This window comes from Ruegeria sp. C6 (assembly GCF_056537625.1).
Genome location: NZ_JBQFRW010000001.1, coordinates 568,993 through 595,076, shown reverse-complemented (window position 1 = coordinate 595,076; position 26,084 = coordinate 568,993). Strand labels below are relative to the sequence as shown.

Below are 26,084 nucleotides of genomic sequence, written 5' to 3'. Positions count from 1 at the left end.
GTTTTTCCTTGTCTGTGTTTCGGTCTGCAAAGTGTCGCGGCGGCGGATCCGCGTCAAACGGAAACCGTACCACAGCAGCCGATTTTCTTTTCGAACCGATCCGCACAATCATTGGCAGTCAAGGCTGTCGGGCCTAGGCCGCTTCGCTGTCGGCCTGTTGACGGTTCCATAGCTGGGCATATCGCCCTTCGCGGCTGAGCAGCTCATCATGCGTGCCCTGCTCGATGATCTCACCACGTTCCAGCACGACGATCCGGTCGGCCTCGGCAATGGTGCTAAGGCGGTGTGCGATGGTAATCACCGTCCGCCCCTCACCCGCCCGGGCCAAAGCATCTTTGATGTCCTGCTCGGTATCCGTATCCAAGGCTGACGTCGCTTCGTCCAACAACAAGATCGGCGGGTTTTTCAGCAAGGTTCGGGCGATGCCGACGCGTTGCTTTTCTCCGCCTGATAGTTTCAGGCCGCGTTCGCCGACCTTGGTATCGTACCCTTCTGGCAGGCTGACGATGAAATCATGAATCTGCGCGGATTTGGCGGCGGTCTCTACATCCTGCTGGGTCGCGCCTTCGCGCCCATAAGCGATATTGTATCGGATCGTGTCATTGAACAGGACCGTATCCTGCGGAACGACACCGATCGAGGCATGCAGGCTTGACTGGCTAACATCGCGCACATCCTGCCCGTCGATTTTCAGCGACCCGCCGGTGACATCGTAGAACCGAAACAGCAGCCGTCCGATTGTGGATTTCCCAGACCCGGTGGCGCCGACAATCGCAACGGTCTGACCGGCTGGTACGGTCAAGGAAACGCCCTTGAGGATTTCGCGATCAGGCTCGTATCCAAAGCGGACATCTTCAAGCGTGACCTCCCCACCATTTACCTTCAGGTTCGGGGCGCAGGGTTTGTCCATCACTTCTGCTGGCTGTTCCAACAGATCAAACATCTGCCCCATATCCACCAGAGATTGACGAATTTCGCGGTACACCGTGCCAAGAAAATTCAGCGGAACGGTTATCTGGATCATGTAAGCATTAACCATAACGAAATCGCCGACGGTCAGCGCCCCCTTCTGCACGCCCATTGCAGCCAGAACCATCACGCCAATCAGGCCGCATGTGATCAGGAACGACTGGCCAAAATTCAGGAATGCCAGCGAATAGGCCGTCTTCAGCGCGGCCTTCGCGTAACCCTTCATCGAAACATCATACCGTTCGGCTTCACGGGTTTCGGCATTGAAATACTTGACTGTTTCGAAGTTCAGCAGGCTGTCGATGGCGCGCTGGTTGGCCTCGGTATCCTGATCGTTCATCTCGCGCCGCAGCTTCACGCGCCACTCGGTCACCGCAAAGGTGAACCATATATAAAGCGCAATCGTCACCGCAACGACAACCAGATACCAGACGTCGAATAACCATAGCAGGATGATCGACACCAGAAGCAATTCCAGGATCAGCGGCCCGATTGAAAACAGCAGAAACCGCAACAGAAACTCTACGCCTTTCACGCCCCGCTCGATTATCCGGCTGAGACCACCCGTGCGCCGGGTCACGTGATAGCGCATCGAGAGCTGGTGAATGTGCTGGAACGTCTCAAGCGCCAGCGCTCGCAGCGCGCGTTGCCCAACCGGTGCAAAGAACGCATCCCGCAATTGCTGGAAGCCAACAGTCATCATGCGGGCCACACCATAGGCAACGGTCAATCCGATCGCACCCAACGCAAGCGGCGGTACACCTTCGCCCGCCAAACCATCCACGGCACCTTTGTACAGGATGGGAGTATACACCGCGATCAGCTTGGCCAGCACCAGCATCGCCATCGCCAAAATGACACGCCGTTTCACCCATGGCTCGTCCTCGGGCCAAAGATAGGGCGAAACCTTGCGGATGGTTCGCCAGCCCGAACGATGCTCGTCCGTATCGGTTTTGATCGCGGATGGTTGTCTCATCACGTACCTTAACTGCGGTCAGAGAATTGCCCTGGCCCAGTTGGGCCAGTGGTCATGTTTATTCAGGAATGGTGAAAATCTGCCCTGGATAGATCAGGTCAGGATCACGGATCGAATCTTTGTTAGCCTCGAAAAGTTTGACATACAGCACACCGTCACCAAACCGGTCGCGCGAGATCGCCCAAAGCGTATCACCCTTTTGAACCGTGACCGAGCGGATCGCCGGAGCGTCGGTTGAGGCCTCACTCGGATTGGTGGTTTCGGTCGCGCGCAAAACCTCAACGGGTTCGCGTTTGAACGGTGTCTCAAGCCTGCTGACCACAGTGCCATCAGGGGCAACCTCATCCACCCTCAGAGTGTACACTCCGGGGTCAATGCCCTCGACCTCGCCGCGCCATTGCCCGTCAGTCGCTGGTGCAATGTCGGCCACAAGCTGGTTGTCCAGATACAAGCGTACGGCCGATCCATCCTGTGCCCGCCCGGTCAATTCCACATCACCCGCGTCCGAATAGCCAATCGTGTCCAGGGCAATCTGCTCTGGCGGCGTATCCTGAACAGTGGGTGCTTGCAAAAGTTCAACCCCTTCTTCGCCCGAGCGCAGGATCGCAACCTGCTGGTCAGGCGCGTCGCCTGATTCCGGCTGAGTTTCAGTCGCGGGCGCGTTCTCATTCACAGGTGGCGTTGCGGCACCTGCAACTTCTGGTTCATTCTCTTCGGTTTCAGCTTGGTTGGCTGCTTGCTGATCGGTTGTTTCCGTATCCGTCGTCTGTGCCTCGGCAACCTCTTCGACCGGCTCATCGGCAGCGGGCTCTGACACGGTCGGCAGGACCGGTTCGGGCAGCGCCGCGATCAGATAATCATCTGAACGGCTGGTGTCTTCGCCTTTCCGGGTCTCAAGAACAAGCCCGCGAGCGTCGTCTGCAAACGGGATCGATACAAACTCGGCGAACTGGCCGCTGTCATCGACGGTGAAGCTGTGAACAGTCTCACCGTCCAGCAAAACACTGACCTCGGACCCCGGCTCGGCATTGCCGGATAGTACCGCGTTTCCATCGGTTTCAACGAATATCTGATCCAGAACCGGCGCGGCCAAAACCGGAACATCCGCTTCTTCGCTATCCGGAGTTTGATCGGAAATCTCGGGCGGTGTGTCTTCAGCAACAGATTCGCTGGCTTCCGCCGCCTGGCTTTCGGGCTGCGCCTCCGCTGGCTGGGTTTCCGGCTCAGCGACCTCCGCAATCGGCTCGGATGTTTCGGTTGCTTCCTGCTCAGCCTGCTGTTCCGGCTCGCCGAACAGACCGGACAGGTACAACCCGCCCGCAACGAGCACCACAACGATCCCGGCAACCAGCCCCCATATGAAGGTACCAGAACCTCCGCTTCCCGATTTGGCGTTCATTCTTTTCCTTTCACTCCGCCCGGGAAATGCCCAGTTTGGCGCGCATTTCATGGAGCGGTTGAGCCAACCTATCAATCCCGCTATCAGGGGTCAAAACCCCTAACACAAGAGCAGAGAGCCCTACCTATGTCCCAGAAATCCGTCTGTGTGTACTGCGGGTCACGCAATGGTGTGAATCCTGCCTACTCCGCCGCTGCCCACAGCTTTGGAACCTTGTTGGCCAACGAAGGCTGGCGGCTGGTCTACGGGGCCGGAGATGTGGGTCTTATGGGCGAGGTCGCGCGGGCGGCACAATCGTCCGGCGGCGATACATTTGGGGTGATCCCGGTGCACTTGCTTCAGCGCGAGGTCGGCAAGACCGACCTTACCCGGTTCATCGTGACCGAGACGATGCACGAGCGTAAAAAAGTGATGATCATGAACGCGGATGCCGTAGTTGTCCTGCCCGGCGGCCCCGGATCATTGGACGAACTTTTCGAAGCACTGACATGGCGGCAACTGGGGCTTCATGACAAACCCATTCTGGTGATGAATGTTGACGGGTACTGGGACACGCTGCACACGCTGCTGAATCAACTGATCGGTCAGGGGTTTGCAGATGGTTCTCTGGCAGAATTCATCACCTGGGTCGACACACCGGATGCGACCATGTCCGCGCTTCGCAAATTACTGAACTAAGAAAAACTGGCAATCGGGCGGCGCAAACCGCCCGAGTCTCAGTATTCGTTTAGGCAGGTTTCGCCAACCGAGTCTTCAGTATCCGTTCGACCTTGTGCAACGGGTGGTTTGTGAGTGTTTTGTCGACTTCGGCCACAACCTTTGCCAGCACTTCACTGTGCAGCCGACGGCGCAACAGGCCCAGAACATGCGGACTGGCAACCAACACCAATCGTTTATAGGCCCCTTTCAGCCCCTTGCGATTCAGAAGGTTCGCCACATCCTGAACGAACAGAGATTTTGCGTGGGACTTCCATGTCTCCTCTTCAACTGCAGATTTCTGGTTCGGTCCCGTATCGGGTCGCCGCCCTGCCCTGTCACTTGGCTTTGTCGGTGCTGCGTCCTGTTCTTCGACCGACACGACGACCAAGTTGGGGTCCTGTGCGTCCGTGATATTCTCCATCACCAGCGCTTTTTCCCCATCGGCGATGATAACCCATGTTCCCTGTTCAAGTGCAGCCATTCGTGATCTCCTGTATCGCTTAGGTTGGCCTTCGCCTGTCCCTTAGACACACCTGTTTAACGATGCGGCGTTGGTGTTTCGCTCGCATTTTGATAGGTTTTTGGTTGATTGGCGGTACTCTCCCTCCGCCTACTTTACGTAGGTGCTGAAAGGCCGTGCACAATAGGTGGAATAATGAAAGTTGACGTACCGGCAGGTTTTTACCGGCCACCCATCAATTCATAACAAAAAGCCCGCCAGCATCACTGCCAGCGGGCCATTCATTAAGTTCTACCAAGTGGAAATCACATCCGCGAGGCGACGTTTTCCCAATTTACAAGATTGTCGAGGAAGTTCGACAGATACGCCGGACGCTTGTTGCGGAAATCGATGTAATAGGAATGCTCCCACACATCACAACCAAGCAGTGCGGTTTGACCGAAGCACAGCGGGTTCACGCCGTTTTCAGTTTTCGTCACTGCCAACGAACCGTCGGCATTCTTGACCAGCCACGCCCAGCCGGAACCAAACTGACCGGCACCGGCAGCGCTGAACTGCGACTTGAATTCGTCAACCGAACCAAAGCTCTCGGTCAGAGCCTTCTCCAGCTCACCGGGCATCGCGTTGCCACCGGGGCCCATCATCTCCCAGAACTGGTTGTGGTTCCACAGCTGGCTGATGTTGTTGAAGATACCGTTCTGCGCGACGGCATTTGCGTCGTATGTGCCAACGATGATCTCTTCCAGTGACTTGCCGTCCCACTCGGTGCCGGCGATCAGCTTGTTGCCGTTGTCGACATAGGCCTTGTGGTGCAGGTCATGGTGATATTCCAGCGTTTCCGCGGACATACCCTTGGCTGCCAGCGCGTCATGTGCATAAGGAAGATCAGGAAGTTCAAAAGCCATCTCGGCCCCCTGTTGAAAATGAATGTTGCGGTTCCAAAGGTTAAATGCTTTGACAGCCGCCGCAGGTCAAGGGCCGCAACACAAAAACCCGGAGGTCCGCGATGCTGACACAGGCGCGCAAAATGTTCTATCGCGCCCGCGGATACTATGCGGGCAACTTGAACGGTGAACCCTTTCGCCTGGACCCCTACCACTCGAAATTCTGGCGCAAGGTATCAGCCGGGGAGTGGGAACCTGAGACATTTTCGGTGCTGGACCACTATCTGTCGCCCGAAAAGGACTATCTTGATATCGGTGCATGGATCGGCCCCACGGTCCTCTATGCCGCGCGCCGCGCTCGCCATGTGTGGTGTTTTGAGCCTGACCCAGTGGCTTACCGCCATTTGGTCTGGAACCTAGAGCTGAACGACATCCGAAACGTATCAGCCTTCAGCATCGCCTTGTCAGATGGGTTTGGAGTGACACGAATGGCTTCAGCGCACGGAGAGGCAGGCGATTCAACGTCATCATTGCTCCACGAAGGAAGCCATGGCACCGACGCACTTACCATCGGTTGGGATCAATTTTCTGAATCCGTCGACCTGACTGATGTCTCTTTGGTCAAAATGGATATCGAAGGCGCTGAATTTTCGGTCCTGCCTTCTATGCTGCCTTGGTTAGAAAAAGATAACCCTGCGCTGTTTCTCTCAACGCACGCACCTTATCTGAGCGCAGACAACCGCAGCGCGGCCATGAAAAAACTATCAGAAGACCTGGCTTTCTATAGCCATTGCCACGACCCACACACAGGCGAAACCGGCAAGTCAGCCCTCACGGGCAAGCGTGCACTCACTCAATTCCCGACATTCCTGTTCAGCGCGAACCCCTGACACCCGAACCAGAGATCCGGCCTTCATCTCGACAGAAATACCTTGGGAGTGAGGCCGCAGGCCGAGGGGGCAAAGCCCCCTCACCCACATATCATCAGGCGATCAGGGCTTAATAAACCCCGACCTCGCTGCCGGGCTGCGCCGCAACCTTCAGCAATTTGAACGCATAGTCCGCCGCAGAGCGGAAGCAGACGATGCGGAAAGTCTCAGCGTCGTCCATCCAGAAGGCACCTGCCACCTGCGCCAAACGCGAACGGCGGATCTGGCCGGGTTGGAATGCCTCGGCCGACAGCTCAACCGGAGCCAGCTTGCCCAATACCTCGCGTGCGTTCGCGCCCGAAACGCGGAATACGGCCCGCGCGTCGGAGACGTTGACCGCCAGCGCGTGCGTACCACTTAGCGCGTTGGTCATCGCGGCCAGTTTGGCCTCGACCTCGGCATAAGGCACAAGCACCAGCAATTCGTCGGTGGACATCCAGCAAACACCGGTGTCGCCATTCACAAACGCTTCACGCTGACCGGGCACTTTCTGCCCGGTGGCGTCTTTGACAGCCTTAGCCAGTACCTTATCCGACAGATCACCGCGCAGTGTGATCATGCCCTGTAGGCCGCATTCCTCGATCTTGGCGATGCCATCATATGAGGCGTGGTTCAGTGCGCTGATGGGTTCAGACATTCTGCTTCTCCCCGTCCTTGTCATAGAAGATCGGGTCCACGATCTTGGCCTTGTAGGTTTTGCCGTCAGTGCCCGGGAACTCGACCACTTCGCCCATCCGGTCGGGGCCGTGTTTGATCAGGCCCATGGCGATGCCTTTGCCCAGATTGGCCGAGTAGTAGGTCGAAGTTACGCGACCGATCATGTTGCGCTGACCGTTCGCATTCACGCCCTCGCCCACCGCATAGGCACCGTCCGGCAGAACCGATCCATCCACAGTCTCAAGACCAACCAGTTTCCAACGCTCAGGATCGGCCATATGGGTCCGCGAATGGGCGCGTTTTCCGAGGTAATCCTCTTTCTTTTTGGACAGCGCCCAGTGCAGCCCCAGATCCTGCGGGATCACGGTGCCGTCGGTCTCATCGCCGATCATGATAAAGCCTTTCTCGGCACGCAGAATATGCAGACATTCGGTGCCGTATGGCATCACTCCGAACTCCTGCCCTGCCTCGATCAGAGCGTCCCAGAACGCCTGACCTTGGCTTGCAGGGACCGCGATCTCATAGGACAGCTCACCCGAGAACGAGATACGGTAGGCCCGCGCGTCGAACGCACCGATCTTACCGTCACGCCATTCCATGAAGGGCAGCGCCTCTTTCGACAGGTCCATGCCGCCGAGCTTCTCCAACACCTTGCGGGCGTTCGGGCCCGCAACGGCAACCTGAGCATATTGCTCGGTCACGTTCGCGACGTAGACTTTCCAGTCCCACCACTCCGTCTGCAGCCATTCTTCCATGTGGCCATGGATACGCTCGGCCCCGCCTGTGGTGGTGTGGCACAGCCATGTGTCCTCATCGATGCGGGCAACAACGCCGTCGTCGATCAGGAAGCCATTCTCGGAACACATCAGGCCATAGCGGCATTTGCCGACCTTCAGCGTGGACATCATGTTGGTGTACATCATGTCCAGGAACTTGCCTGCGTCGGGGCCTTTGACGATCAGCTTGCCGAGTGTCGAAGCATCCAACAGCCCGAGGTTTTCGCGGGTGTTTTTCACCTCTCGGTTAACCGCGTCATGCACGGATTCACCGGGACGGACATAGGCATAGGTCCGGCGCCAGTGGCCGACCGGCTCCCAATCGGCTCCGTTCTTATCGTGCCAGTTATGAATCGGCGTTTGACGGATCGGCTGGAACACCTCACCACGCGCTTCACCACCAATCGAAGCCATCGAGATGGGAGTATAGGGCGGGCGGAAGGTGGTGGTGCCGACCTTCGGGATCTCTGAATCCAGCGCATCAGCAAGGATTGCCAGACCGTTGATATTACTCAACTTACCCTGATCCGTTGCCATGCCCAGCGTGGTGTAGCGCTTGGTATGCTCGACACTTTCATAGCCCTCGCGCGCAGCCAGTTGCACGTCCGAGACCTTGACGTCGTTCTGGAAGTCCAGCCACGATTTCATGCGCAGATCAATCTCGGCATTAGAAGGCATCAGCCAGACAGCGGCCATTGGGGCCTCGGCCGTAGTCTCACCAACTGGCGCTTTGGTGCGCTTCGCAGCGAACCCGGCCGCCTTCGCTGCCGCTTTGCCGGCAGTATCTGCATCCTTCAGGACATCTCCCAAGGCCAGCGGGCCGTTCGAAGCCCCTGCCGCCAGAACAAAACCTGCACCGTCGGCCCCCAGCGGAGGACGCGAAGGATCGGGGCGGAAATGCGCGTTCGCCTCGTCCCAGATCAGCTTGCCGCCGCAATGCGACCACATATGCACGACCGGAGACCAGCCACCTGACATGGCAATCGCATCGCATTCGACCTCTTCCCGGGCGCCTCCGATACCCTCTTGATTGCAGATCGCAACTTTCTTGACCCGCTTGCCGCCTTTGACCTTTGCGATCGCCTTGCCCGGATCGACGCGGATACCCAGCTGACGCGCCTCTTCGGCCAGAGGTCCGGCGGTGTCGCGCGCATCAACCACGCGCAGGACATCGACACCGGCCTGCTTCAAGGTAATTGCAGTCCGGTAGGCGTCATCATTGTTGGTGGCGATGATGACACGGTCACCCGGCGTCACGCCCCAGTTGACCACATAGTCGCGCATGGCAGAGGCCAGCATGACGCCAGGCACATCATTGCCTGCGAATGACAGCGGACGCTCAATCGCACCAGTCGCGGTCACGACCTGCTTCGCACGAATGCGCCACAGGCGGTGACGCGGGCCCTGAACACCCGGCTTGTGGTCTGTCAGGCGCTCATAACCCAGCACATAACCGTGGTCATAGACACCAGCGCCCATGCAGCGATTGCGCATGGTGACGTTGTCCATTGTTTCGAGTTCGGAAACCAATTGTTCCACGAACTTATCCACAGGCTCACCATTGATGGTACCGCCATCAACCGGAGCGCGACCGCCCCAATGTGCGGTTTGTTCAATCAACATTACCCTGGCACCGGACTGGGCTGCCGTTTTGGCGGCCTGCAGACCTGCAACGCCACCGCCAATCACCAAGACATCGGTGAAGGCGTAAAAGTGCTCGTATGTGTCCGCGTCACGGTTGTCCTTGTCGGGCGCTTTGCCCAAACCCGCCGACTGGCGAATAAACGGCTCGTAAACATGTTTCCAGAACGGTTTCGGATGGATGAACATCTTGTAATAGAAACCGGCGGGCAGAAACCGCGACAGATGCGTATTGATCGCGCCGATGTCGAACTCGAGGTTCGGCCAGTGGTTCTGTGATGCGGATGTCAGACCATTGAACAGCTCTGTCGTGGTGGCGCGCTGGTTCGGCTCAAACCGGTTGCCCTCACCCAGACCGACCAGAGCGTTTGGCTCTTCCGCGCCACTGGCGACCACGCCGCGCGGGCGGTGATACTTGAACGACCGGCCCATCATCATCTGATCATTTGCCAGCAAGGCAGACGCGAGCGTATCGCCCTCGTAGCCCTGCATCGAGGTGCCGTTGAAGGTGAAGTTGACCTTTTTCGACCGATCAATCAAACGGCCATGTTTTGCGAGACGGGTGCTCATGATGCGGACCTTTCGCAGGCGGTATTTTGGATGGCTGTACGGATCATTTGTACTCTCTCCACGTCCAGCCGGGACGCTTGGCGGTGATGGCATCCTTGATCTCTTGCGGCGGCTCGGTTGTCTGCGCCGGATAGGTGCCAAAGACCTCAAGCGTGTTCGTACAGCGCGCGGCGTGGAACCACTTGCCGCACCCATTGGCATGGCGCCAGCGTTCGAAATGAACGCCCTTGGGGTTTTCGCGCATGAACAGGTAGTCGTGGAACTCATCATCTGACGAGCCCGGGCCATAACGCTTCAAATGCGCCTCGCCACCTGCAGCCAGTTCAGTTTCTTCGGCTTCGACGCCGCAATAGGGGCATTTCAAGATCAGCATGTGATCATCCTCTTGGCAGCAGGCGAGACGTATCTGCCTGCAGATTCTGCGTGACGGGCGTGCGAGATTTTTCGACGAAAAATCTTCATCAGTGCGCCACCCCGGCCGCGACGCTTTCGTCGATGAAGCGGCCTTCTTTGAAACGATCCAGGGAGAAGGCTTCGGTCAGTGGTGAATGCCCCGTGGCCATCAGCTGTGCCATGCCCCAGCCTGATCCCGGAATGGCCTTGAAGCCGCCGGTGCCCCAGCCTGCGTTGATAAAGCAGCCATTAAGCGGTGTTTTCGACAGGATGGGTGAACGGTCGCCGGTCATATCCACAATACCGCCCCACTGGCGCAGCATTTTCAGGCGCGAGATCATCGGGAAAGTTTCGACCAATGCGCGTACCGTTTCCTCGATATGGTGGAAGCTGCCGCGCTGGGTATAGTTGTTGAACCCGTCCGTGCCACCACCAATCACCATCTCGCCCTTGTCGGACTGAGACATGTAGCCGTGTACGGTGTTCGCCATCACAACGACATCCATGCAGGGTTTGATCGGCTCGGATACCAGCGCCTGCAGCGCGACGGCTTCCAGTGGCAGTCGGAAACCCGCCATCTCAGCCAACTGGCCGGAATGCCCCGCAACCACGATCCCCAGCTTGTCACAATCGATGGCCCCTTTTGTGGTATCGACCCCGACAACACGACCGTTTTCGGACCGGACGCCGGTGACTTCGCATCTCTGGATAATGTCCATACCCATGGCCGAGCATGCACGGGCATAGCCCCATGCCACCGCATCATGGCGCGCGGTCCCACCACGTTCCTGCCAAAGCCCGCCCAGAACCGGATAGCGCGGACCTTCCAGATTAATGATCGGCACCAGTTCTTTCACACGCTCGGGCCCAATCCATTCGGTCTGAACACCCTGCAGCGCATTCGCATGCGCAGTACGCTGATAGCCGCGAATCTCGTGCTGGGTCTGCGCCAGCATGATTACGCCACGCGGACTGAACATGATGTTATAGTTCAGTTCCTGGCTCAGATCTTCGTAGAGACCGCGCGCCTTTTCGTAAATCGCCGCTGACGGGTCCTGCAGATAGTTCGATCGGATGATGGTCGTGTTCCGACCGGTGTTGCCACCGCCCAACCAGCCTTTTTCTATTACGGCGACGTTCTGGATGCCGTAGTTCTTGCCAAGATAGTAGGCTGTTGCCAAACCGTGACCGCCGGCCCCGACGATAATGACGTCATAGCGCTTCTTAGGCTCCGGCGAACGCCATGCGCGCTCCCATCCGGTGTGATAGCGCAGCGCTTCGCGCGCTACAGCAAAGGCTGAGTAGTGTTTCATGTGCGAATCCGTCCGGTCTTCGATGATTGGGCGCAGGTATGCCGTGCCCGTACATTTTAACCCTGCCGCGCAACGCCGCAATAATGCACTATTGCGACATGAGCGCCCTTCGCGGCTATTTGTCCCTTTTTTCCATGCGCCGACAGGTCTAAGTCAGGGCAACCATTTTGGAGGGACCATGCCGTTCTGGGTTCTCATCTTTTTGATCGCGCTGCTGATCGCGATTTTCCTGGGTTACACGATGCTGCGCGGTCGTCGCGGCACCGGCCCGACAGCTGCTTATGATCTGCGAGTCTATCGTGAACAGCTAGCAGGCATCGACAAAGACTTGGCGCGCGGCGTGATCGCGAAAGCTGATGCCGAGCGTGTACGCACGGAAATCTCGCGCCGTATCCTGGCCGCAGACGCGCAGATGCGCAATGAAGACAAAGGCACCGGGCCATCACGCTTGGTTACCATAATAGCGTTCCTCGCCATGGCCGCCGTTCTGGTTGGTGGCGGTTTGGCGATGTATCGTCAGTTGGGTGCCGCCGGTTTCCCTGACATGCCCCTTTCAGTTCGTCTGGAAATGGCAGAAGACCTGCGCGAAAATCGACCCAGCCAGGCTGAGGCCGAGGGCATTGCCACACCGCTCCAGACGCCTCCGCTGGACGAAAGCTATGCAACTTTGCTGAACCGGCTGCGCGAAACTGTGGCCGAACGCCCCGATGATCTGCAAGGCCATACCCTGCTGGCACAGCATGAAACCAACGCGGGGAACTTCAAAGCAGGGTATGAGGCACAAACCCGTGTGATCGAACTGTCGGGTGACAATGCCTCGGCTCAGGCCTATTCGGATCAGGCAGAGATGATGATTTTGGCCGCTGGCGGCTACGTCTCACCAGAAGCGGAAGCCGCCTTGCGACAGGCGCTTAAGCGCAATCAGCGCTTGGGTCCTGCCCGGTATTATTGGGGGCAGATGCTGGCACAGACCGGGCGGCCTGATATGGCTTATCGCGTTTGGGTCGAAACCCTGAATGACGCCCCGGCCGGCGCGCCATGGGCGAATGCCATCCGGTCACAGATCGATGAATTGGCATTCCGCGCAGGCGTGTTCAACACACCCGACTTTTCTGCTGCATCCGGCCCCAGCCAAGACGATGTAAATGCCGCTACCGAGATGTCGCCAGAAGAACGACAAGAAATGATCCGCGGTATGGTCGATGGCCTTTCGGACCGCCTTGCGACCGAGGGCGGGACACCCGAGGAGTGGGCACGCCTGATTGCCGCCTTGGGCGTGCTGGGCGAAGGCCAACGCGCCATCAAAATCAGGAACGAAGCCAAGGAAGTATTTGCGGGTAACGCCGAAGCGTTGGAGATGATCGACGCTGCCGCGCTGCAGGCCGGAATCGCTCAATGATCCACGACGCGTTCGAAGACTTCGCAGCATCCCTGCCCCCAATGTCAGCCCTGATGGGGCTGGATCTGGGAGAAAAGACCATCGGCGTTTCCGTCTCGGACCGGATGCGCGGCGTGGCCACCCCGCTTGAGACGGTGCGACGCAAGAAATTCACACTGGATTCCGCGCGTTTGATCGAGATTGTGACCGAACGTGAGATCGGCGGAATCATCCTCGGACTGCCGCGCAACATGGATGGCAGCGAAGGGCCGCGCTGCCAGTCAACCCGCGCCTTCGCACGAAACATGACCCGTTTGACCGATCTGCCCATCGGTTTCTGGGACGAACGACTAAGTACCGTTGCGGCAGAAAAAGCACTGCTTGAGGCGGATACGACACGAAAACGTCGCGGACAGGTTATTGATCACGTCGCAGCAGGTTATATTCTGCAAGGCGCGCTGGACAGACTGCGCTTTCTTTGACGGATCGGAAAACGCCCATGACGAATATGGTTTGGAAACGGGACGAGGTCGAAAGCCCTTGCATCCAAATCTGCGTCGTTCATCCGACCGAACGTATCTGCACCGGCTGCTACCGCACCATTGAGGAGATCACGCGCTGGTCAAAGATGGACAGCACCGAACGGGCCGAAATCATGCAGGATCTGCCGGAACGCAAACCCCGTCTGGCAAAGCGCCGTGGTGGCCGTGTCGCCCGGCTGCAAGGGTCCTGATCCGCAAGCCTAGTATTTTGGCGACCGCGCAGGCTTAAGATCACTCAGAGATTCGTGATCCCGCAACTCAGAACCGAACAGTTCAACCAGCTCGTTCTGGGTTGTCGTCTTTGCAGGTCGCGGGCGCAACTCAGCTTCCAACTCGTGGCTTTCAGCCTGTTCGGGGGTGTCCTTCGAAAGAATGCGCTTTAGTACTGAGCGAAAAATCATTGCTCTTCCAATATGTAATAAACGACGCGCCACTGCGGGACCGTTCCGAACACCGAGGGGGAAGAGTCCGGAAGCTGTGTTTGAGTGAGTGGTGGCCCACAGCGACGCGAAACAGCTTGTTGCCTCTCCCTCTAAATCCGGGACAGGTAAGGACTTTTTAAGTTATTTGACCAACCAGTCAATAATAGCGCTAACTTAAAGTTGCATTCCGTAACGTCAACGCAAAAAAGAACAATGCCTATGATTGCAAGACATTGTTTCTGAAACATTTTTAGAGCATTTAGCCAGTCGCAAGCCAGGTTATTGCATTCTCGTATTCCTCCGCCGGGAAATACTGAGTCCGCGTTCCCAGAACATGACTGGCCATGCGTTGCGCCATTTTTTGCCATGTCTTGTCACCGACAATCGCTGCACGATCCAGCATCCCAATGTGACCAGCCGCCAGTCTGAAATGGGCTGCCATTGCAGTCAGACCCTGCCAACCATCGAACTCGCGCAGATCGATCAACAGGCGAAACCCGTCACGTTCGCGCAATAGCGCATCAAGATCGGTTTGAGCCTGACCGTATTCCTGTGAATCCAGTTTGCCCATCAGGCTGATCTGCACGCAAGGTCCGCCCAGATCCGTCACGTGGATCGCCCCGAGAGATTCGCGCATCCAGCGACGCGCTTCCTCCACCTCATCCATTCCAAAAACGTGCACCGGGCAAGGCAGGATCGGGGCAGCCAGGCGGACGCTTGTTTGCACCCATCCCTGGTCCGCCACAACGCCAATCCGGTCGAATCCGCGCCAATGGCTGAGCCCCAACTTGGTATCAGACCATGCGGCACCCAGATCATATCCCTTGAACTCGGACCCAACGATCGCCAGCAGACGTATGGCGTCGTGCTCTTCCAATGCGGCCTCAATAGCGGGAACAAGCGTGCTCGCGTAATCTGCGCTAGTGACCTCGCCCGAAAGCTCGACCTCAATAAGGGCACCATCTGCATTCGTGTGAACCGTAATCATCGAACCAACTCTCCAAAGCCAAACAATGGCAGGAGGTTACGGGGATTCGAGCCACTGCGCTACACCACCAGGCAACTGAGGGCGGAAATAGGCGATCATCCGTCCATCCGGTCCAGCGCTGGCATTCGGACCCCATGGTGCAACACCATGCAGACAGTGGCGGTGCAACAGATAGGCTTCGCCTGGGCGTGCTGGTAGTTCGAGGCGCGGACAGGTCTCGAATACTTCGCGGCGCGCAGCCTGATAGACATCTGTGATATCGGCCTCGCCCAATTCATGCCGCGGCACCTTCTTCATCGCGGACCGAAAAGCATCGCCGAGGATTTTGTGGCTTCCCTCCCACAGCACCATTGGTGCTGCGTCCACACTGGCCTCGGTAAGTGGGATACCCAATATCCAGGCATGAGGTTCATCCACCCGCCGTCGTCGATCAGGGCCAGCTGGCTTGAGCCCGTCCACATGCGCCGCATCTCGCCGCGCACGATACCGCGCCGCAGCCTCGCTTTCGCCACGCCGGGGTTGAGGGTAGCCCGGATATATTACCGACACCTGCCCTTTGTGCAGATCAATCGATCCAAACTGCTGATGTGCCAGTTCGATGGCCGCGCCCGCCAGTGCAGGCGAACCCGCGACCCTGCCCTGCGCATCATTGTCCAGTGCATCAACGCCAATGAACCACGTGCCATCGCAATCGTGCCAAGCTGCATGAGCCGGATCGCTGACGGACGCACGCGCAGTGGGAAGAGCGTGCGCCACCCAATCCGCCAACGCTCCATCATAAGGAAACTTTACCCAACCTAGCTCGTAAAACGTCGCTACCACCCCAACGCCTTTCTCAGCATATTCAGAGCAACCAGTGTAAGGAATACCGCGAAGACCCGCCTGAGCGGCTTCGGATCCATCGCATGCGCCAGCTTAACGCCCCACGGGGCGGTGATCATAGTCATCGCAACGACGATACCGAAAGCCACCAGATTGACCGCGCCAATGGTCAGCGGCGGGCGATGCTCCGGAGCGATGTTGAGAAATAAGAAACCCAGCACCGACGGTACAGCGATGATCACGCCAAAGCCCGCTGCGGTCGCAACCGCCCGGTGGATCGGAGTGTTATAAAGGCTCATGAGCGGAACACCGAAACTGCCCCCGCCAATTCCCATCAGTACCGACAGAAACCCGACCGAAGGCGAAAGCACAGCGCGGCGCAATCCCTTGGGCATTGCATCCCCCAACCGCCACTCGGATTTTCCCAAACCAAGATAGACGCCGATGACCATGCCAAGCATGCCGAACAGCGCCTGCAAAAACTCTGTCCTCAGAGCTGAAGCCACTAGAACACCGATCACCGCACCCACCGCTATGCCTGGCCCCCAGCCGCGCAGGATGCCCCAATCCACCGCGCCTTTCTTGTTATGGCTAAGAACCGATCGGATCGACGTTACAATGATCGTCGCCAGCGAAGTTGCTAGGCATAGCTGCATCAGCTGAGGCCCGCCATATCCAAGTGTCTGAAACGCATAGAAAAACGCGGGCACCAGAACGATTCCACCACCAACGCCCAAAAGCCCAGCCAACACCCCGGCCAAAGCGCCGATCACAAGCAAAAGGCCCAGCATCTGGGCCAGCAACATCGTCTCGGGCATCATTCCCCCATAGCGGCTCGAAGCCGTCTTAGCCTACCTGTTCCACCTGCGATAGCGCAGCGACAGAGTCCAGAGCCTGCAGGATCACTTCTGGGCCGGCATTCTCGCGCACAGCACCTTCGGAGAGCATCCGCCGCCATCCCCGCGCACCAGGACGCCCCGCGAACAGGCCCAGCATGTGCCGCGTGATCTGGTGCAATCGACCACCGTCGACAAGATGCGCCTCGACATAGGGCAGCATATTTTGCACCACTTCAATGGGATCCGCGACACTGCCCGTTCCAAAGATCAACGGGTCCGCAGCCGCCAGAATATCTGTCGGTTGGTGATAGGCGGCACGACCGATCATGACACCATCAAGCCCAGCCTCCAGATGCTGTTGCGCCTGAGCAAGCGACGTAATGCCACCATTGATCGAGATGTGCATGTCCGAAAAATCAGCCTTCATCCGGTGCACAAGACCATAGTCCAACGGTGGAATATCCCTGTTTTCCTTCGGGCTTAACCCCTGCAACCAAGCTTTGCGCGCATGGATCGTGACACGTTGGCATCCGGCCTCGCGAATTTGGTCGAGGAAAGCAGGTAGCACTTCTGAAGGTTCCTGTTCGTCAACACCGATACGGCATTTCACCGTGACTTCGACCTTCACTGCCTCGCGCATCGCCGCAACGCATTCCGCGACCTTTTCGGGTGCGCGCATCAATATCGCACCAAATGTCCCTGATTGCACCCGGTCAGACGGACACCCACAGTTCAAGTTGATCTCGTCATATCCGGCTTCAGCGCCCAGCATGGCCGCCTGCGCCAATTCCTGCGGGTCAGAACCCCCTAGCTGCAACGCAACCGGGTGCTCCTGAGGATTAAAGTCCAGCAGATGCAGCGCGCCGCCGCGCACCAAAGCAGGCGCTGTGACCATTTCAGTATAAAGCAAGGTCTCAGAACTCAGCAAACGATGCAGAAACCGGCAATTCTTGTCGGTCCAATCCATCATCGGCGCGACAGACAGTCTCGCACTTCTACGGATGTCTACAGGTTTCTTATCCGGCATATCTTGCTCATGTCATCGGAACGCAGCTTTCGCCAAGTACCGGGTATACAGAAAGACCTGCAACCGGCAAACCGTTCTTGGGTTTTGGGAGATGGTACCGCCTCCCTGGCTTGAACAGGGGACCTCTGGATCCACAATCCAGCGCTCTAACCAACTGAGCTAAGGCGGCACTTGTGAGGGGCGATTTAGCGAAGGCGTACGGGGATTGCAAGGGGATTAAAGCTGAATTCGCCAGCTTTGTTCGACCAGATCGACACCGAAGGAATGCACCGGCTTGCTGTCGACAAGCTCCCACCCAAACGCACGATACAGCCCGCAAGCGGCGGCGTGACTCTCATGGGTCCACAGCACCATCTGGCGATATCCTGCGTCGCGGGCGAAACCCATGCAGGCAGTCAGTAGCCGCTTGCCCAGCCCCTGTCCACGAGCCTCGGGCAGCAGCAGAAACAACCGCAGCTTGGCGGTTTGATCATCCAGCCTGACACAGAAAATACTACCCAAACGATCCCCGTCGCACTCGGCGATCCAGCCTTGTTCGCAAGTTGGATCATGATCCGCGATGAATTCCGTCAGAATGCGGGCAACCAGCGGGCCGAAACTGTCATCAAACCCCTCGTCGCGGGAATAGAGCAGGTCATGCTGTTCTACCAGCCACGGCGCATCCTCGGCGCGGAAAGGTCTGAGCGTTGCCGTCACCATGCCCTATCTGACCCCATAGTCGGCTTGATTCTCAACCCATCGCGCGTTAGCACCAAAGCGCATTTCCCGGAGGCGAACATGAGCATCAATACCGAACGCGATATCGAAGCGAACCTGCAGATCGGCCCCACCGATCATGGTATGGTGCGGCTGTTCATTGAAGGTGCCGGAATTGAGATTCCAATGGATTTCGACCCCGAAGAGGCCGAAGAAATCGCCGAGGAAATCCGCGCCGCAGCCCAAGCCGCGCGCGCCATCAAAAGCTAAACCCTGGGGTCACGCAAGGCCTGCAACCGACGCGCAGAATCCATCGCGAATTTCTGAACCATCTTTTTGCGCCGCGCCGGGGCCAGCTTGCTTTCTGGCCCCATACGGATGATTTCGGCATCATAGGCATCAGCGATGATCAAGCCTGTTTCCGCAGGCAGAAGCTCGGTCGGGAAATCCGTATCAACCGCCCAAAAGAATCGGTCACACCAGTCAAGATAGCCCTGCCATTTGGAATCCGACTGATAATCGGCGCGGCTGGATTTACACTCGACCACCCATATCTCACCCTTAGGGCCCAGCCCCATCACATCGACACGCAACCCTCGGGTGGGGACAAATTCTTCAATCGAAACATAGCCGTGGGTCAACAAGTGACGCGAAACACCACGGGCCAGCTTTTGTCCGGGCTGCATAATTAGTGTCATTCCGAGAATGTGAACAATTCATGAACAAAAATCAAGCAGCTTGACATGGTACCATTTGGTATCGCAATAATATGAAACCAAATGGTATCCAATAAGAGGTGCCCGATGAAGACACAGACCCAAAACGCATTTCGCGCTCTGGCGGACCCGACCCGCCGCGACATCGTTCAGATGCTGGCAGCGCAGGATATGACGATCGCTCAACTAACCGAGCGTTTCGACATGACTCGCGCGGCCGTCAAAAAGCATCTGACCGTTTTGTCCGACGGAGGATTGATCACCGTCGAAGCTCGTGGACGCGAACGCATCAATCGCCTTGAACCCAAAGGAATGGCTCCGGTTCTGGACTGGCTCAGCTACTTCGACCGGTTCTGGGATGATCGCCTCGCAAATCTGAAGAAAGCTATCGAAGGGAATAAGAAATGACAGACGCAGTTTTGCAGAAAACAATCTTTCTCCGCGCCACACCGGAAGTCGTTTGGGACTATTTGACTGATCCCGACCGGTTGGCCGAGTGGTTTCACAAACCCGAACGTCCCCTTGCTGCTGGACAAAAGCTTGAGATGTTCGGGACGACCAGTGGCGACCTTCTGATTTGGGGTGAAGTGCGTGAAGCGAGACGTCCAGAGTATCTTGAATATACATTCACCATAAAACCGATGGGCGGCGCCGAAAGTGTGGTCAAGTGGACGCTGGAACCCGTCGCCGGCGGTACACGCCTTGGACTGCTGCACGAGGGCTTACCTCAAGGGGCTGACGCCTTTGGCCTGATCCTTTCGCTGGATGACGGATGGGATGAACATTTCGGCAAGATGCGCACCGCATTGCACGAAACTGTTGATGCTTAACCCCTTGTGCGAACCTGCTTCAGGCCCTACTTAGGCCCGTGGCGGGTTCTGCCCTTCTTGTGACAGGTAGCATTCTGGTGGCCTTAAGCAATTCCGAGGGGGCTGGCTCTGTTTAGGTCCTGGCCTGATTACCTGGCGCCCACCTGTACATACAGGTCCTCGGGAATCAAACCGCACGGTTGACTGGTGGTCCCGCCACATATTTACCTAATAAATCAGCGCCCTGCGCGCACTTCCTGTTTGATCGGCGCAGGCTTCAAACCATGAGCAATCGGTGTTCCACCACTTGGTTTGTTCGGCTTCTCAGCCATGCTCATGATAGCATAGGCGAACTGCACACCCGCAAAGACGATCCCGTTCATGAACCAGATCATGGCCAACGCGATCAGACCAATTTCCGAACTGGTGATTAGATGCCGTAGATTGGCCACGTTGAGCGCCAGCAGCACCCCGACAAAGACGGCCGAGATCACAAAGCCCCAGATGACTTGCGTAATGTAGAGACGGACCAGTTTGGGCATGGCGAACCTCCTTGCGCTGTGATGGTGAGTCTAGCGCATGCAGGGTCGCGGTAAAGGCGTCAGAACGCCTCGGGCTGGGCTTCGCGCGCCATGTGATCCAGCACAGCGTTCACGAATTTGGGCTCTTTGCCTTCCGGGAAGAACGCACGTGCGACATCGACGAATTCGGTGATCACGACCTTTGGCGGCGTGTCGCTCTGGGTCAACTCAGCCCCGGCCGCGCGAAACACAGCGCGCAGGGTCGGATCGATGCGCGCAATAGGCCATTTGGCGACCAATGCACGATCGGTCATCTGGTCGATGGTGGCCTGGTAGTTCACGGCGTCATCCACCAACTTACGGAAGACACTAATATCGCCATCCAGCATCTCATCCCCCTCGTAGACCGCGCCAAACCGATGATCCAGAAACTCATTCACAACCTGTTCAGTCGTCTGGCCCGACTGCTCCATCTGGAACAGTGCCTGCACGGCATAAAGCCGGGCGGCGGATTTCATAAGGCGTTTCTGGTTGGCCGGTTTCGGCGCGTCTGTCTGGGTCATGCTGTCGTGGGTCCGTTGCTGTCGCCCGCCACAAGGATGGACTCGGACGGTGGCTTGAAGCCCACGCCCTTTTTGGAAGAGCCCCACTTACGGCTGAGCGCGATCAGATGCAAGGCCGCAGCCGCCGCTCCACCGCCTTTATTCATCTTTTCGGGGTTTGCACGTACCTCGGCCTGTTCGTCGTTTTCGACAGTCAGGATGCCATTGCCGATCAGCAGGCCCTGCAGGCCCATCAACTGGATTGCACGGCTAGAGTCGTTGCAGACGGTTTCATAATGCGTCGTCTCGCCCCGAATGACACAGCCCAACGCGACATAGCCGTCGTAGTTACACTGGCGGTCGGCCATGGCGATAGTGGTTGGGATTTCCAGCGCACCGGGCACTTCGACCACGTCGCAGGTTCCGCCTGCGGCCTCGATCTCGGCCTTGGCACCAGCGACCATGTTGTCAGCGATGGCACGGTAGAACGGAGCCACCACCAGCAGCAGTTTCACCGGCTTGTCGAAGCTGGGAGTCGGCAGAATGCCATGTTTGTCTTTTTCAGCCATTATCAGTCTTCCTTGAGGATCGAGCGGGTGCCGACGATTGACAGTCCAAACGCGTCGAGCCCCAGATATACGGTTTCAGGCGAGTCTGTCAGCAACACCAGTTCCTGAATACCCATCTTGGACAGGATCTGCGCACCCAGACCGGTTTGCTTGATCGTGCGCGGGCCTTCGTCGTCTGCGGCATACAGCGAATTTCGCGGCTGACGGAAAAGGCAAACGACGCCGCGCCCCTCTTCGGCGATCTTTTCCATCGCGCGGGGCAGCTCTCGTGAAGATTTCGGGCCAAGACCCAGAATATCGGGCGCTTCATGCAGGGCGTGGGTCCGGGTCAGGACCGGCTCGGGCGTTGTGATGTCGCCCTTGATCATGACAACGTGTTCGATACCGTGGGTCTGGTCGGTGAAAATCCGCATCTCCCATTCGCCACCGTATTCGGAATTCACTGTCTCGCGCGAAGTTTCAACCACCAGATTGTCGTTACGCGAGCGATAGGCGATCAGATCACTGATCGTGCCGATCTTCATGTCATGCTCTTTGGCGAAGGCGACCAGATCAGGCAGGCGCGCCATTGTGCCATCGGGCTTCATGATCTCGCAGATCACGCCCGAGGGGTTCAGCCCGGCAAGACGCGAGATATCAACGGCGGCCTCGGTATGCCCCGCCCGCACCAATACCCCGCCCCTTTTGGCGCGCAAGGGGAAGACATGGCCTGGGGTCGCTATGTGAGCCATAGTGTTTTGCTCGTTGATCGCGGTCGCCACCGTTAGTGCGCGATCAGCGGCCGATATTCCCGTCGAAACTCCCTCGCGGGCTTCTATAGACACGGTGAAGGCTGTCTCATGACGCGACGAGTTGTTCACCGCCATCATCGGCAGCCCCAGACTATCGATTCGTTCAGCCGTCATCGGCAGGCAGACCAACCCGCGCCCATGGGTCGCCATGAAATTGATCGCCTCCGCGTCAGCGAACTCGGCCGCGATCACCAGATCACCCTCATTCTCGCGGTCCTCGTGATCCACAAGAATGTACATCCGGCCCTTACGGGCCTCTTCGATGATCTCTTCAATCGGACTGATCGCCTCGCGCAATTGGGCCTCTACCGGTCCGGGGGTTTCAAAACTCATAGGGCAGCCTTTCGCACAACGGGTTTGAATGGCGGGATAGACCAGAGTGGACGCAAAGACCAGCCTGTAAGCATTGCGAGATAGATTGATATGCCCAGCGCTATAGGGCCAGCGATGAAATCTGGTGCCAACTCAGTTTACCAATCCTATGCGCCAGTTTTGACTTAGGCCTTTTCTGCGCATTGTTGCCAATAGCTGAACCTTTAGGCCGGTTGCGTGAACTTTGTCCACAAATTGCCCCAATTGGGCCCTTGGATCGCCTGATATCCTGGGCACCAGTCATTGTATAATGTCCTAGCTAGACGAGAATTTGAGCCCAGTGTCTAAGACCGCTGATCTGCCCGCTGCGAATTTCGTGCGTGTAAGCGCCCTTCGGCGAAACAGGCTGCTGCTATCACTCATTGCACTGCAGATGGTCTATGCCATTGCCGTTAGCATCTATGTAGGACGGTCATATTGGGATTTTTCGACCTCTTCCCTGATTGTCATCTCAGTTCGTCTGCTTGGTTTCATGTTCGCAAATTTCGTTCTTTGGCGACTTGGCGTTGCCATGTTCGTTGTGCGACCCAAAAAGCCAATTCAATGGATGTTGCAAGATCTGCAATCCAAGATGGCAGATGTTGAAAAAGCGACCGATGCGGTTATCTGCTTTCTCAGCATCGTCGCTCTTATCCTGACCTATACCTTCCTGAAGAACGAAATACATGCTGTGAATCCGACACTCTGGGATGAGCAATTTGTACAATGGGACCGGTTTCTGCACGGCGGCGTCGATCCGTGGACTTTGCTATGGCCCATTTTGGGATCACCGATCGTAACCACTGCGATAAATGGCGCCTATCACATCTGGTTTCCCATGATTTACATTGCGGTTTGCGTCGCCTGTCTGGACCGCAGTGACCCGAACCGCAGCACCGTTTTTCTGGTTGCGTTTGCATTGTGCTGGTTTGTAGGCGGCAACGTGATTGCAACCATCTTTGCCTCGGTTGGTCCCGTTTACTACGAACCCTTCAATCTTGGCTCTGACTTCGTTCCGCAGATAGAGCTGTTACGCAATTCACACGAAATCAGCCCGGTCTGGGCGCTGAATGTGCATGAAATGCTGTTGGATGGTTATCGGAATAATGGGCTAGCAGGCGGAATCTCGGCGATGCCCAGCATGCATGTTGCCTCTACCGTGCTGCTGGCGTTCTACGGCTTCACCTATTCGCGTTGGCTCGGCTGGGCGCTGTCGGTGTTTGTCTTCATCATCTTATTAGGCTCGGTTCACCTCGCCTGGCACTACGCCATCGACGGGTATGTCTCAATCCTGCTGGCTTCATGCTTCTGGTGGCTGTCCAAGAGGCTGACGGCCAAATTTGGACCTTCCACCTGAAGGTCAGGACATCTCGGCCAGTCGCGCGACGTATCGGGCCAGAGTATCGATCTCAAGGTTCACGCGATCACCAACCGAGACGTCACCCCATGTGGTGACCTCTTTGGTGTGGGGAATGAAGTTGATACCAAAGTCACACCCGTCCACATCATTAACCGTCAGCGATGTGCCGTTCAGCGCGACGGACCCTTTCGGAGCGATAAACCGGGCCAGATTGGCCGGCGCCCGCAATGTCACCCGCGTGCTGTCACCCTCGTCTATCACAGAGACCACCTCTGCCACGCCATCCACGTGGCCCGAGACGATGTGCCCTCCCAATTCATCCCCGACTTTCAAGGCACGTTCCAGGTTGACGCGCTTGCCCAACTGCCAACTGTCCAGATTGGTTTTCGAAACCGTCTCAGCGCTGATCTGGACATCATACCAGTCATCGCCCAGTGTAATGACGGTCAGACAGACGCCATCGCTTGCGATGGAAGCGCCAATATCAATGCCCGCCGTTTCATAGCTTGTCTTGATCCGTGCCCGCAGGTCTCCCTGCTGGTCCAGTTCGGTAACGGTGCCAATATCGGTGACGATCCCTGTGAACATGTCATTAACCCTCTGAACCTAGCTTCAATAGCCGAGGTAAAGGCACGTAGCTCTACCGGCAAGCCCTGCCTTGCCGTGAAAACGACAAAGAGGCATAATTTTATACAAACGCACCAAAAGTCACCACACGAGCAGACCGCATGATCCCTTTGGCCAACAGCCCTAACCGGCGTGTGTTCCTGTTTCTACAAGGACCGCATGGTCCGTTCTTTAACGCGCTTGGTCGGATGCTGCGGGCTGCGGGTGCTCAGGTCTGGCGGGTCGGCTTCAACGCGGGCGATCAGGCTTTCTGGGGCGACAAATCCAGTTACATTCCATATCGCGGCGCGCCAGATGATTGGCCGGAGACCTTAAGCGAATTGCTCACCCACTATGATGTGACCGATATCGTGCTCTATGGCGACACCCGGCCCGTGCATGCACGCGCAGTTGAGATTGCCAAAGCACGCGGGACCACTGTTCATGTGTTTGAAGAAGGCTACCTGCGCCCTTGGTGGGTGACCTATGAACGAAACGGGTCGAACGGAAACTCACGCCTGATGGAACTGGATGTGGCGCAGATGCAGACGGCGCTGGAACAGTCCGAAGGGCACGCCCCCCCACCGCCTTCCCATTGGGGCGATATGCGCCAGCACATCTTTTACGGTGCCCTCTATCACTGGTTCGTGCTGTTTCTGAATCGCAGATACCGGAATTTCCGACCCCATCGAGAGCTGCCGGTTTCGAAAGAGTTTCGTTTGTACTTCAAACGTCTGAGTCTGATGCCCATTCACAGGCTACAGCGGGGCTGGGCCACAGCACAGGTCAGGTGGAGCGGTTTTCCCTATCACCTTGTGCTGTTGCAATTGGGGCATGACAGCTCGGTCCAATATCACTCGGATTTTTCCGGTATGTCCGATTTTCTCGAACAAGTGATCGCCGGATTCGCCAAAGGCGCCCCTGCGCATCACCACCTTGTCATCAAGGAACACCCGCTTGAGAACCACCGTGAACCGCTGCGGCTGCGGGCGCGCCAGCTTGCAGCACAGCACGGCATCACAAACCGAATTCACTATGTGCCCGGTGGTAAGCTGGCCAGGTTGCTAGACGATGCAAAATCCGCCGTGACGGTGAATTCCACGGCAGGCCAGCAGGTTCTGTGGCGCGGCATTCCTTTGCGGATTTTTGGGCAGTCGGTTTATGACAAGCCCGAATTCGTATCTCGGCAATCGATTGAGGCATTCTTTGCCCAGCCAGATGCCCCGGGCGGCAAGGCCTATCGGGCTTATCGCCAATTTCTTCTGGAAACCTGCCAAGTCCCCGGGGGGTTCTATTCTCGCCAAGGGCGTCGTCAATTGCTGCGGCGAGCGGCTGATATGATGCTATCGGCTCAGGACCCCTATCAAGGGTTGCTCTCCGATAAAGAGGCCACAGCGCCACAGTTGCGCGTTGTTGAATGATCGCGGGCAACCTGCTGC

The 26,084-nt window shown here is 57.3% G+C and carries 30 protein-coding genes and 1 tRNA gene; 10 read left to right on the top strand and 21 right to left on the bottom strand.

What is annotated here, in order from left to right; all coding sequences use genetic code 11:
* Window positions 1–133: 133 nt before the first annotated feature.
* Complete coding sequence (locus ACR0MJ_RS02930; RefSeq protein WP_170512862.1) at window positions 134–1,945, bottom strand: ABCB family ABC transporter ATP-binding protein/permease; 1,812 nt, start codon at window positions 1,943–1,945, stop codon at window positions 134–136.
* 58 nt (window positions 1,946–2,003) lie between these two features.
* Window positions 2,004–3,344 carry a LysM peptidoglycan-binding domain-containing protein gene (locus ACR0MJ_RS02925; RefSeq protein ID WP_480759082.1) on the bottom strand — a complete coding sequence of 447 codons (1,341 nt, stop codon included), beginning with the start codon at window positions 3,342–3,344 and terminating at the stop codon, window positions 2,004–2,006.
* A gap of 126 nt (window positions 3,345–3,470) precedes the next feature.
* Here ACR0MJ_RS02925 and ACR0MJ_RS02920 point away from each other — a divergent pair, with 126 nt between their 5' ends.
* Window positions 3,471–4,022 (top strand): TIGR00730 family Rossman fold protein, encoded by a 552-nt coding sequence (locus tag ACR0MJ_RS02920; protein ID WP_170396357.1) that lies wholly within the window; start codon window positions 3,471–3,473, stop codon window positions 4,020–4,022.
* Between the two features lie 49 nt (window positions 4,023–4,071).
* Here the strand turns inward: ACR0MJ_RS02920 and ACR0MJ_RS02915 are convergent, their stop codons facing one another.
* Both ACR0MJ_RS02915 and ACR0MJ_RS02910 read right to left on the bottom strand, forming a co-directional pair.
* The gene (locus ACR0MJ_RS02915) at window positions 4,072–4,524 is read right to left on the bottom strand and encodes a baeRF12 domain-containing protein (protein WP_170396355.1); all 453 of its coding nucleotides are present in this window, start codon (window positions 4,522–4,524) and stop codon (window positions 4,072–4,074) included.
* Between the two features lie 284 nt (window positions 4,525–4,808).
* On the bottom strand, window positions 4,809–5,408 hold the full coding sequence (locus ACR0MJ_RS02910) for a superoxide dismutase (protein ID WP_113789565.1): 600 nt from the start codon (window positions 5,406–5,408) through the stop codon (window positions 4,809–4,811).
* A 101-nt stretch (window positions 5,409–5,509) separates the two neighbouring features.
* On the opposite strand from ACR0MJ_RS02910, the gene ACR0MJ_RS02905 reads away from it, so the two are divergent.
* Complete coding sequence (locus ACR0MJ_RS02905) at window positions 5,510–6,277, top strand: FkbM family methyltransferase (RefSeq protein WP_170396353.1); 768 nt, start codon at window positions 5,510–5,512, stop codon at window positions 6,275–6,277.
* Between the two features lie 109 nt (window positions 6,278–6,386).
* Here ACR0MJ_RS02905 and ACR0MJ_RS02900 read toward each other — a convergent pair whose 3' ends face one another.
* The 4 genes from ACR0MJ_RS02900 to ACR0MJ_RS02885 form a co-directional block, all read right to left on the bottom strand.
* Window positions 6,387–6,953, bottom strand: coding sequence for a sarcosine oxidase subunit gamma family protein (locus tag ACR0MJ_RS02900; RefSeq protein ID WP_170422292.1), 567 nt, complete (start codon window positions 6,951–6,953; stop codon window positions 6,387–6,389).
* Window positions 6,946–9,960, bottom strand: a complete 3,015-nt coding sequence (locus ACR0MJ_RS02895; protein WP_480759080.1) for a sarcosine oxidase subunit alpha family protein — start codon at window positions 9,958–9,960, stop codon at window positions 6,946–6,948. Before ACR0MJ_RS02895 ends, ACR0MJ_RS02900 begins: the two co-directional genes overlap by 8 nt.
* A gap of 43 nt (window positions 9,961–10,003) precedes the next feature.
* Complete coding sequence (locus tag ACR0MJ_RS02890) at window positions 10,004–10,333, bottom strand: sarcosine oxidase subunit delta (protein WP_170396347.1); 330 nt, start codon at window positions 10,331–10,333, stop codon at window positions 10,004–10,006.
* Between the two features lie 88 nt (window positions 10,334–10,421).
* Window positions 10,422–11,666, bottom strand: a complete 1,245-nt coding sequence (locus ACR0MJ_RS02885; protein ID WP_170396345.1) for a sarcosine oxidase subunit beta family protein — start codon at window positions 11,664–11,666, stop codon at window positions 10,422–10,424.
* A 178-nt stretch (window positions 11,667–11,844) separates the two neighbouring features.
* Here ACR0MJ_RS02885 and ccmI point away from each other — a divergent pair, with 178 nt between their 5' ends.
* Genes ccmI through ACR0MJ_RS02870 form a run of 3 tightly spaced genes read left to right on the top strand, consistent with a single transcriptional unit; the run spans window position 11,845 to window position 13,777 of the window.
* Window positions 11,845–13,065, top strand: a complete 1,221-nt coding sequence (gene ccmI / locus ACR0MJ_RS02880) for a c-type cytochrome biogenesis protein CcmI (RefSeq protein WP_480759079.1) — start codon at window positions 11,845–11,847, stop codon at window positions 13,063–13,065.
* On the top strand, window positions 13,062–13,526 hold the full coding sequence (gene ruvX / locus ACR0MJ_RS02875; RefSeq protein ID WP_170403288.1) for a Holliday junction resolvase RuvX: 465 nt from the start codon (window positions 13,062–13,064) through the stop codon (window positions 13,524–13,526). Before ccmI ends, ruvX begins: the two co-directional genes overlap by 4 nt.
* 17 nt (window positions 13,527–13,543) lie before the next feature.
* Window positions 13,544–13,777 carry a DUF1289 domain-containing protein gene (locus ACR0MJ_RS02870; RefSeq protein WP_170403291.1) on the top strand — a complete coding sequence of 78 codons (234 nt, stop codon included), beginning with the start codon at window positions 13,544–13,546 and terminating at the stop codon, window positions 13,775–13,777.
* Window positions 13,778–13,786: 9 nt separating this feature from the next.
* On the opposite strand, the gene ACR0MJ_RS02865 is transcribed toward ACR0MJ_RS02870, so the two are convergent.
* The 7 genes from ACR0MJ_RS02865 to ACR0MJ_RS02835 form a co-directional block, all read right to left on the bottom strand.
* On the bottom strand, window positions 13,787–13,987 hold the full coding sequence (locus ACR0MJ_RS02865) for a hypothetical protein (RefSeq protein ID WP_480759075.1): 201 nt from the start codon (window positions 13,985–13,987) through the stop codon (window positions 13,787–13,789).
* A 280-nt stretch (window positions 13,988–14,267) separates the two neighbouring features.
* A complete protein-coding gene (locus ACR0MJ_RS02860; RefSeq protein WP_170403297.1) occupies window positions 14,268–14,996 on the bottom strand; it encodes a SpoIIAA family protein in 729 nt (242 codons plus the stop codon).
* 36 nt (window positions 14,997–15,032) lie between these two features.
* A complete protein-coding gene (locus ACR0MJ_RS02855) occupies window positions 15,033–15,818 on the bottom strand; it encodes a hypothetical protein (protein WP_170403300.1) in 786 nt (261 codons plus the stop codon).
* Window positions 15,812–16,636 carry a sulfite exporter TauE/SafE family protein gene (locus ACR0MJ_RS02850; protein WP_170396331.1) on the bottom strand — a complete coding sequence of 275 codons (825 nt, stop codon included), beginning with the start codon at window positions 16,634–16,636 and terminating at the stop codon, window positions 15,812–15,814. The genes ACR0MJ_RS02855 and ACR0MJ_RS02850 overlap by 7 nt, the downstream gene beginning before the upstream one ends.
* 28 nt (window positions 16,637–16,664) lie before the next feature.
* The gene (gene dusA, locus ACR0MJ_RS02845; RefSeq protein ID WP_170403303.1) at window positions 16,665–17,684 is read right to left on the bottom strand and encodes a tRNA dihydrouridine(20/20a) synthase DusA; all 1,020 of its coding nucleotides are present in this window, start codon (window positions 17,682–17,684) and stop codon (window positions 16,665–16,667) included.
* Window positions 17,685–17,776: 92 nt separating this feature from the next.
* A tRNA-His gene (locus ACR0MJ_RS02840) sits at window positions 17,777–17,853 on the bottom strand.
* A 47-nt stretch (window positions 17,854–17,900) separates the two neighbouring features.
* The gene (locus tag ACR0MJ_RS02835) at window positions 17,901–18,383 is read right to left on the bottom strand and encodes an N-acetyltransferase family protein (protein ID WP_480759069.1); all 483 of its coding nucleotides are present in this window, start codon (window positions 18,381–18,383) and stop codon (window positions 17,901–17,903) included.
* Window positions 18,384–18,461: 78 nt separating this feature from the next.
* On the opposite strand from ACR0MJ_RS02835, the gene ACR0MJ_RS02830 reads away from it, so the two are divergent.
* Window positions 18,462–18,650 (top strand): DUF6324 family protein, encoded by a 189-nt coding sequence (locus ACR0MJ_RS02830; RefSeq protein WP_170396325.1) that lies wholly within the window; start codon window positions 18,462–18,464, stop codon window positions 18,648–18,650.
* On the opposite strand, the gene ACR0MJ_RS02825 is transcribed toward ACR0MJ_RS02830, so the two are convergent.
* Window positions 18,647–19,066, bottom strand: a complete 420-nt coding sequence (locus ACR0MJ_RS02825; protein WP_480436653.1) for an MmcB family DNA repair protein — start codon at window positions 19,064–19,066, stop codon at window positions 18,647–18,649. The genes ACR0MJ_RS02830 and ACR0MJ_RS02825 overlap by 4 nt on opposite strands.
* A gap of 117 nt (window positions 19,067–19,183) precedes the next feature.
* On the opposite strand from ACR0MJ_RS02825, the gene ACR0MJ_RS02820 reads away from it, so the two are divergent.
* The gene (locus tag ACR0MJ_RS02820; RefSeq protein ID WP_170422312.1) at window positions 19,184–19,504 is read left to right on the top strand and encodes a metalloregulator ArsR/SmtB family transcription factor; all 321 of its coding nucleotides are present in this window, start codon (window positions 19,184–19,186) and stop codon (window positions 19,502–19,504) included.
* Window positions 19,501–19,926 (top strand): SRPBCC family protein, encoded by a 426-nt coding sequence (locus ACR0MJ_RS02815; RefSeq protein WP_170626627.1) that lies wholly within the window; start codon window positions 19,501–19,503, stop codon window positions 19,924–19,926. Before ACR0MJ_RS02820 ends, ACR0MJ_RS02815 begins: the two co-directional genes overlap by 4 nt.
* Before the next feature lie 215 nt (window positions 19,927–20,141).
* On the opposite strand, the gene ACR0MJ_RS02810 is transcribed toward ACR0MJ_RS02815, so the two are convergent.
* Genes ACR0MJ_RS02810 through ribB form a run of 4 tightly spaced genes read right to left on the bottom strand, consistent with a single transcriptional unit; the run spans window position 20,142 to window position 22,661 of the window.
* Window positions 20,142–20,447 carry a hypothetical protein gene (locus tag ACR0MJ_RS02810; protein WP_480759062.1) on the bottom strand — a complete coding sequence of 102 codons (306 nt, stop codon included), beginning with the start codon at window positions 20,445–20,447 and terminating at the stop codon, window positions 20,142–20,144.
* 59 nt (window positions 20,448–20,506) lie between these two features.
* Window positions 20,507–20,989: a transcription antitermination factor NusB gene (gene nusB / locus ACR0MJ_RS02805; RefSeq protein WP_170396315.1), complete on the bottom strand. Its 483-nt coding sequence runs from the start codon at window positions 20,987–20,989 to the stop codon at window positions 20,507–20,509.
* Entirely contained in the window at window positions 20,986–21,537 is a 552-nt protein-coding gene (locus ACR0MJ_RS02800; protein WP_170396313.1) for a 6,7-dimethyl-8-ribityllumazine synthase, read from the bottom strand. The genes nusB and ACR0MJ_RS02800 overlap by 4 nt, the downstream gene beginning before the upstream one ends.
* Window positions 21,538–21,539: 2 nt before the next feature.
* Complete coding sequence (ribB, locus tag ACR0MJ_RS02795; protein WP_170403318.1) at window positions 21,540–22,661, bottom strand: 3,4-dihydroxy-2-butanone-4-phosphate synthase; 1,122 nt, start codon at window positions 22,659–22,661, stop codon at window positions 21,540–21,542.
* Between the two features lie 319 nt (window positions 22,662–22,980).
* On the opposite strand from ribB, the gene ACR0MJ_RS02790 reads away from it, so the two are divergent.
* On the top strand, window positions 22,981–24,036 hold the full coding sequence (locus ACR0MJ_RS02790; protein WP_480759057.1) for a phosphatase PAP2 family protein: 1,056 nt from the start codon (window positions 22,981–22,983) through the stop codon (window positions 24,034–24,036).
* A gap of 3 nt (window positions 24,037–24,039) precedes the next feature.
* Here ACR0MJ_RS02790 and ACR0MJ_RS02785 read toward each other — a convergent pair whose 3' ends face one another.
* Window positions 24,040–24,627: a riboflavin synthase gene (locus ACR0MJ_RS02785; protein ID WP_170512828.1), complete on the bottom strand. Its 588-nt coding sequence runs from the start codon at window positions 24,625–24,627 to the stop codon at window positions 24,040–24,042.
* Between the two features lie 140 nt (window positions 24,628–24,767).
* On the opposite strand from ACR0MJ_RS02785, the gene ACR0MJ_RS02780 reads away from it, so the two are divergent.
* Window positions 24,768–26,066 (top strand): capsule biosynthesis protein, encoded by a 1,299-nt coding sequence (locus tag ACR0MJ_RS02780; protein WP_480759052.1) that lies wholly within the window; start codon window positions 24,768–24,770, stop codon window positions 26,064–26,066.
* Window positions 26,067–26,084 lie beyond the last annotated feature (18 nt).

Excerpts from the sequence above, each read along its gene's own strand:
- ACR0MJ_RS02930 (WP_170512862.1), bottom strand. The coding sequence starts at position 1,945 with ATGAGACAACCATCCGCGATCAAAACCGATACGGACGAGCATCGTTCG.
- ACR0MJ_RS02925 (WP_480759082.1), bottom strand. The coding sequence starts at position 3,344 with ATGAACGCCAAATCGGGAAGCGGAGGTTCTGGTACCTTCATATGGGGG.
- ACR0MJ_RS02920 (WP_170396357.1), top strand. The coding sequence starts at position 3,471 with ATGTCCCAGAAATCCGTCTGTGTGTACTGCGGGTCACGCAATGGTGTG.
- ACR0MJ_RS02915 (WP_170396355.1), bottom strand. The coding sequence starts at position 4,524 with ATGGCTGCACTTGAACAGGGAACATGGGTTATCATCGCCGATGGGGAA.
- ACR0MJ_RS02910 (WP_113789565.1), bottom strand. The coding sequence starts at position 5,408 with ATGGCTTTTGAACTTCCTGATCTTCCTTATGCACATGACGCGCTGGCA.
- ACR0MJ_RS02905 (WP_170396353.1), top strand. The coding sequence starts at position 5,510 with ATGCTGACACAGGCGCGCAAAATGTTCTATCGCGCCCGCGGATACTAT.
- ACR0MJ_RS02900 (WP_170422292.1), bottom strand. The coding sequence starts at position 6,953 with ATGTCTGAACCCATCAGCGCACTGAACCACGCCTCATATGATGGCATC.
- ACR0MJ_RS02895 (WP_480759080.1), bottom strand. The coding sequence starts at position 9,960 with ATGAGCACCCGTCTCGCAAAACATGGCCGTTTGATTGATCGGTCGAAA.
- ACR0MJ_RS02890 (WP_170396347.1), bottom strand. The coding sequence starts at position 10,333 with ATGCTGATCTTGAAATGCCCCTATTGCGGCGTCGAAGCCGAAGAAACT.
- ACR0MJ_RS02885 (WP_170396345.1), bottom strand. The coding sequence starts at position 11,666 with ATGAAACACTACTCAGCCTTTGCTGTAGCGCGCGAAGCGCTGCGCTAT.
- ccmI (WP_480759079.1), top strand. The coding sequence starts at position 11,845 with ATGCCGTTCTGGGTTCTCATCTTTTTGATCGCGCTGCTGATCGCGATT.
- ruvX (WP_170403288.1), top strand. The coding sequence starts at position 13,062 with ATGATCCACGACGCGTTCGAAGACTTCGCAGCATCCCTGCCCCCAATG.
- ACR0MJ_RS02870 (WP_170403291.1), top strand. The coding sequence starts at position 13,544 with ATGACGAATATGGTTTGGAAACGGGACGAGGTCGAAAGCCCTTGCATC.
- ACR0MJ_RS02865 (WP_480759075.1), bottom strand. The coding sequence starts at position 13,987 with ATGATTTTTCGCTCAGTACTAAAGCGCATTCTTTCGAAGGACACCCCC.
- ACR0MJ_RS02860 (WP_170403297.1), bottom strand. The coding sequence starts at position 14,996 with ATGATTACGGTTCACACGAATGCAGATGGTGCCCTTATTGAGGTCGAG.
- ACR0MJ_RS02850 (WP_170396331.1), bottom strand. The coding sequence starts at position 16,636 with ATGCCCGAGACGATGTTGCTGGCCCAGATGCTGGGCCTTTTGCTTGTG.
- dusA (WP_170403303.1), bottom strand. The coding sequence starts at position 17,684 with ATGCCGGATAAGAAACCTGTAGACATCCGTAGAAGTGCGAGACTGTCT.
- ACR0MJ_RS02835 (WP_480759069.1), bottom strand. The coding sequence starts at position 18,383 with ATGGTGACGGCAACGCTCAGACCTTTCCGCGCCGAGGATGCGCCGTGG.
- ACR0MJ_RS02830 (WP_170396325.1), top strand. The coding sequence starts at position 18,462 with ATGAGCATCAATACCGAACGCGATATCGAAGCGAACCTGCAGATCGGC.
- ACR0MJ_RS02825 (WP_480436653.1), bottom strand. The coding sequence starts at position 19,066 with ATGCAGCCCGGACAAAAGCTGGCCCGTGGTGTTTCGCGTCACTTGTTG.
- ACR0MJ_RS02820 (WP_170422312.1), top strand. The coding sequence starts at position 19,184 with ATGAAGACACAGACCCAAAACGCATTTCGCGCTCTGGCGGACCCGACC.
- ACR0MJ_RS02815 (WP_170626627.1), top strand. The coding sequence starts at position 19,501 with ATGACAGACGCAGTTTTGCAGAAAACAATCTTTCTCCGCGCCACACCG.
- ACR0MJ_RS02810 (WP_480759062.1), bottom strand. The coding sequence starts at position 20,447 with ATGCCCAAACTGGTCCGTCTCTACATTACGCAAGTCATCTGGGGCTTT.
- nusB (WP_170396315.1), bottom strand. The coding sequence starts at position 20,989 with ATGACCCAGACAGACGCGCCGAAACCGGCCAACCAGAAACGCCTTATG.
- ACR0MJ_RS02800 (WP_170396313.1), bottom strand. The coding sequence starts at position 21,537 with ATGGCTGAAAAAGACAAACATGGCATTCTGCCGACTCCCAGCTTCGAC.
- ribB (WP_170403318.1), bottom strand. The coding sequence starts at position 22,661 with ATGAGTTTTGAAACCCCCGGACCGGTAGAGGCCCAATTGCGCGAGGCG.
- ACR0MJ_RS02785 (WP_170512828.1), bottom strand. The coding sequence starts at position 24,627 with ATGTTCACAGGGATCGTCACCGATATTGGCACCGTTACCGAACTGGAC.
- ACR0MJ_RS02780 (WP_480759052.1), top strand. The coding sequence starts at position 24,768 with ATGATCCCTTTGGCCAACAGCCCTAACCGGCGTGTGTTCCTGTTTCTA.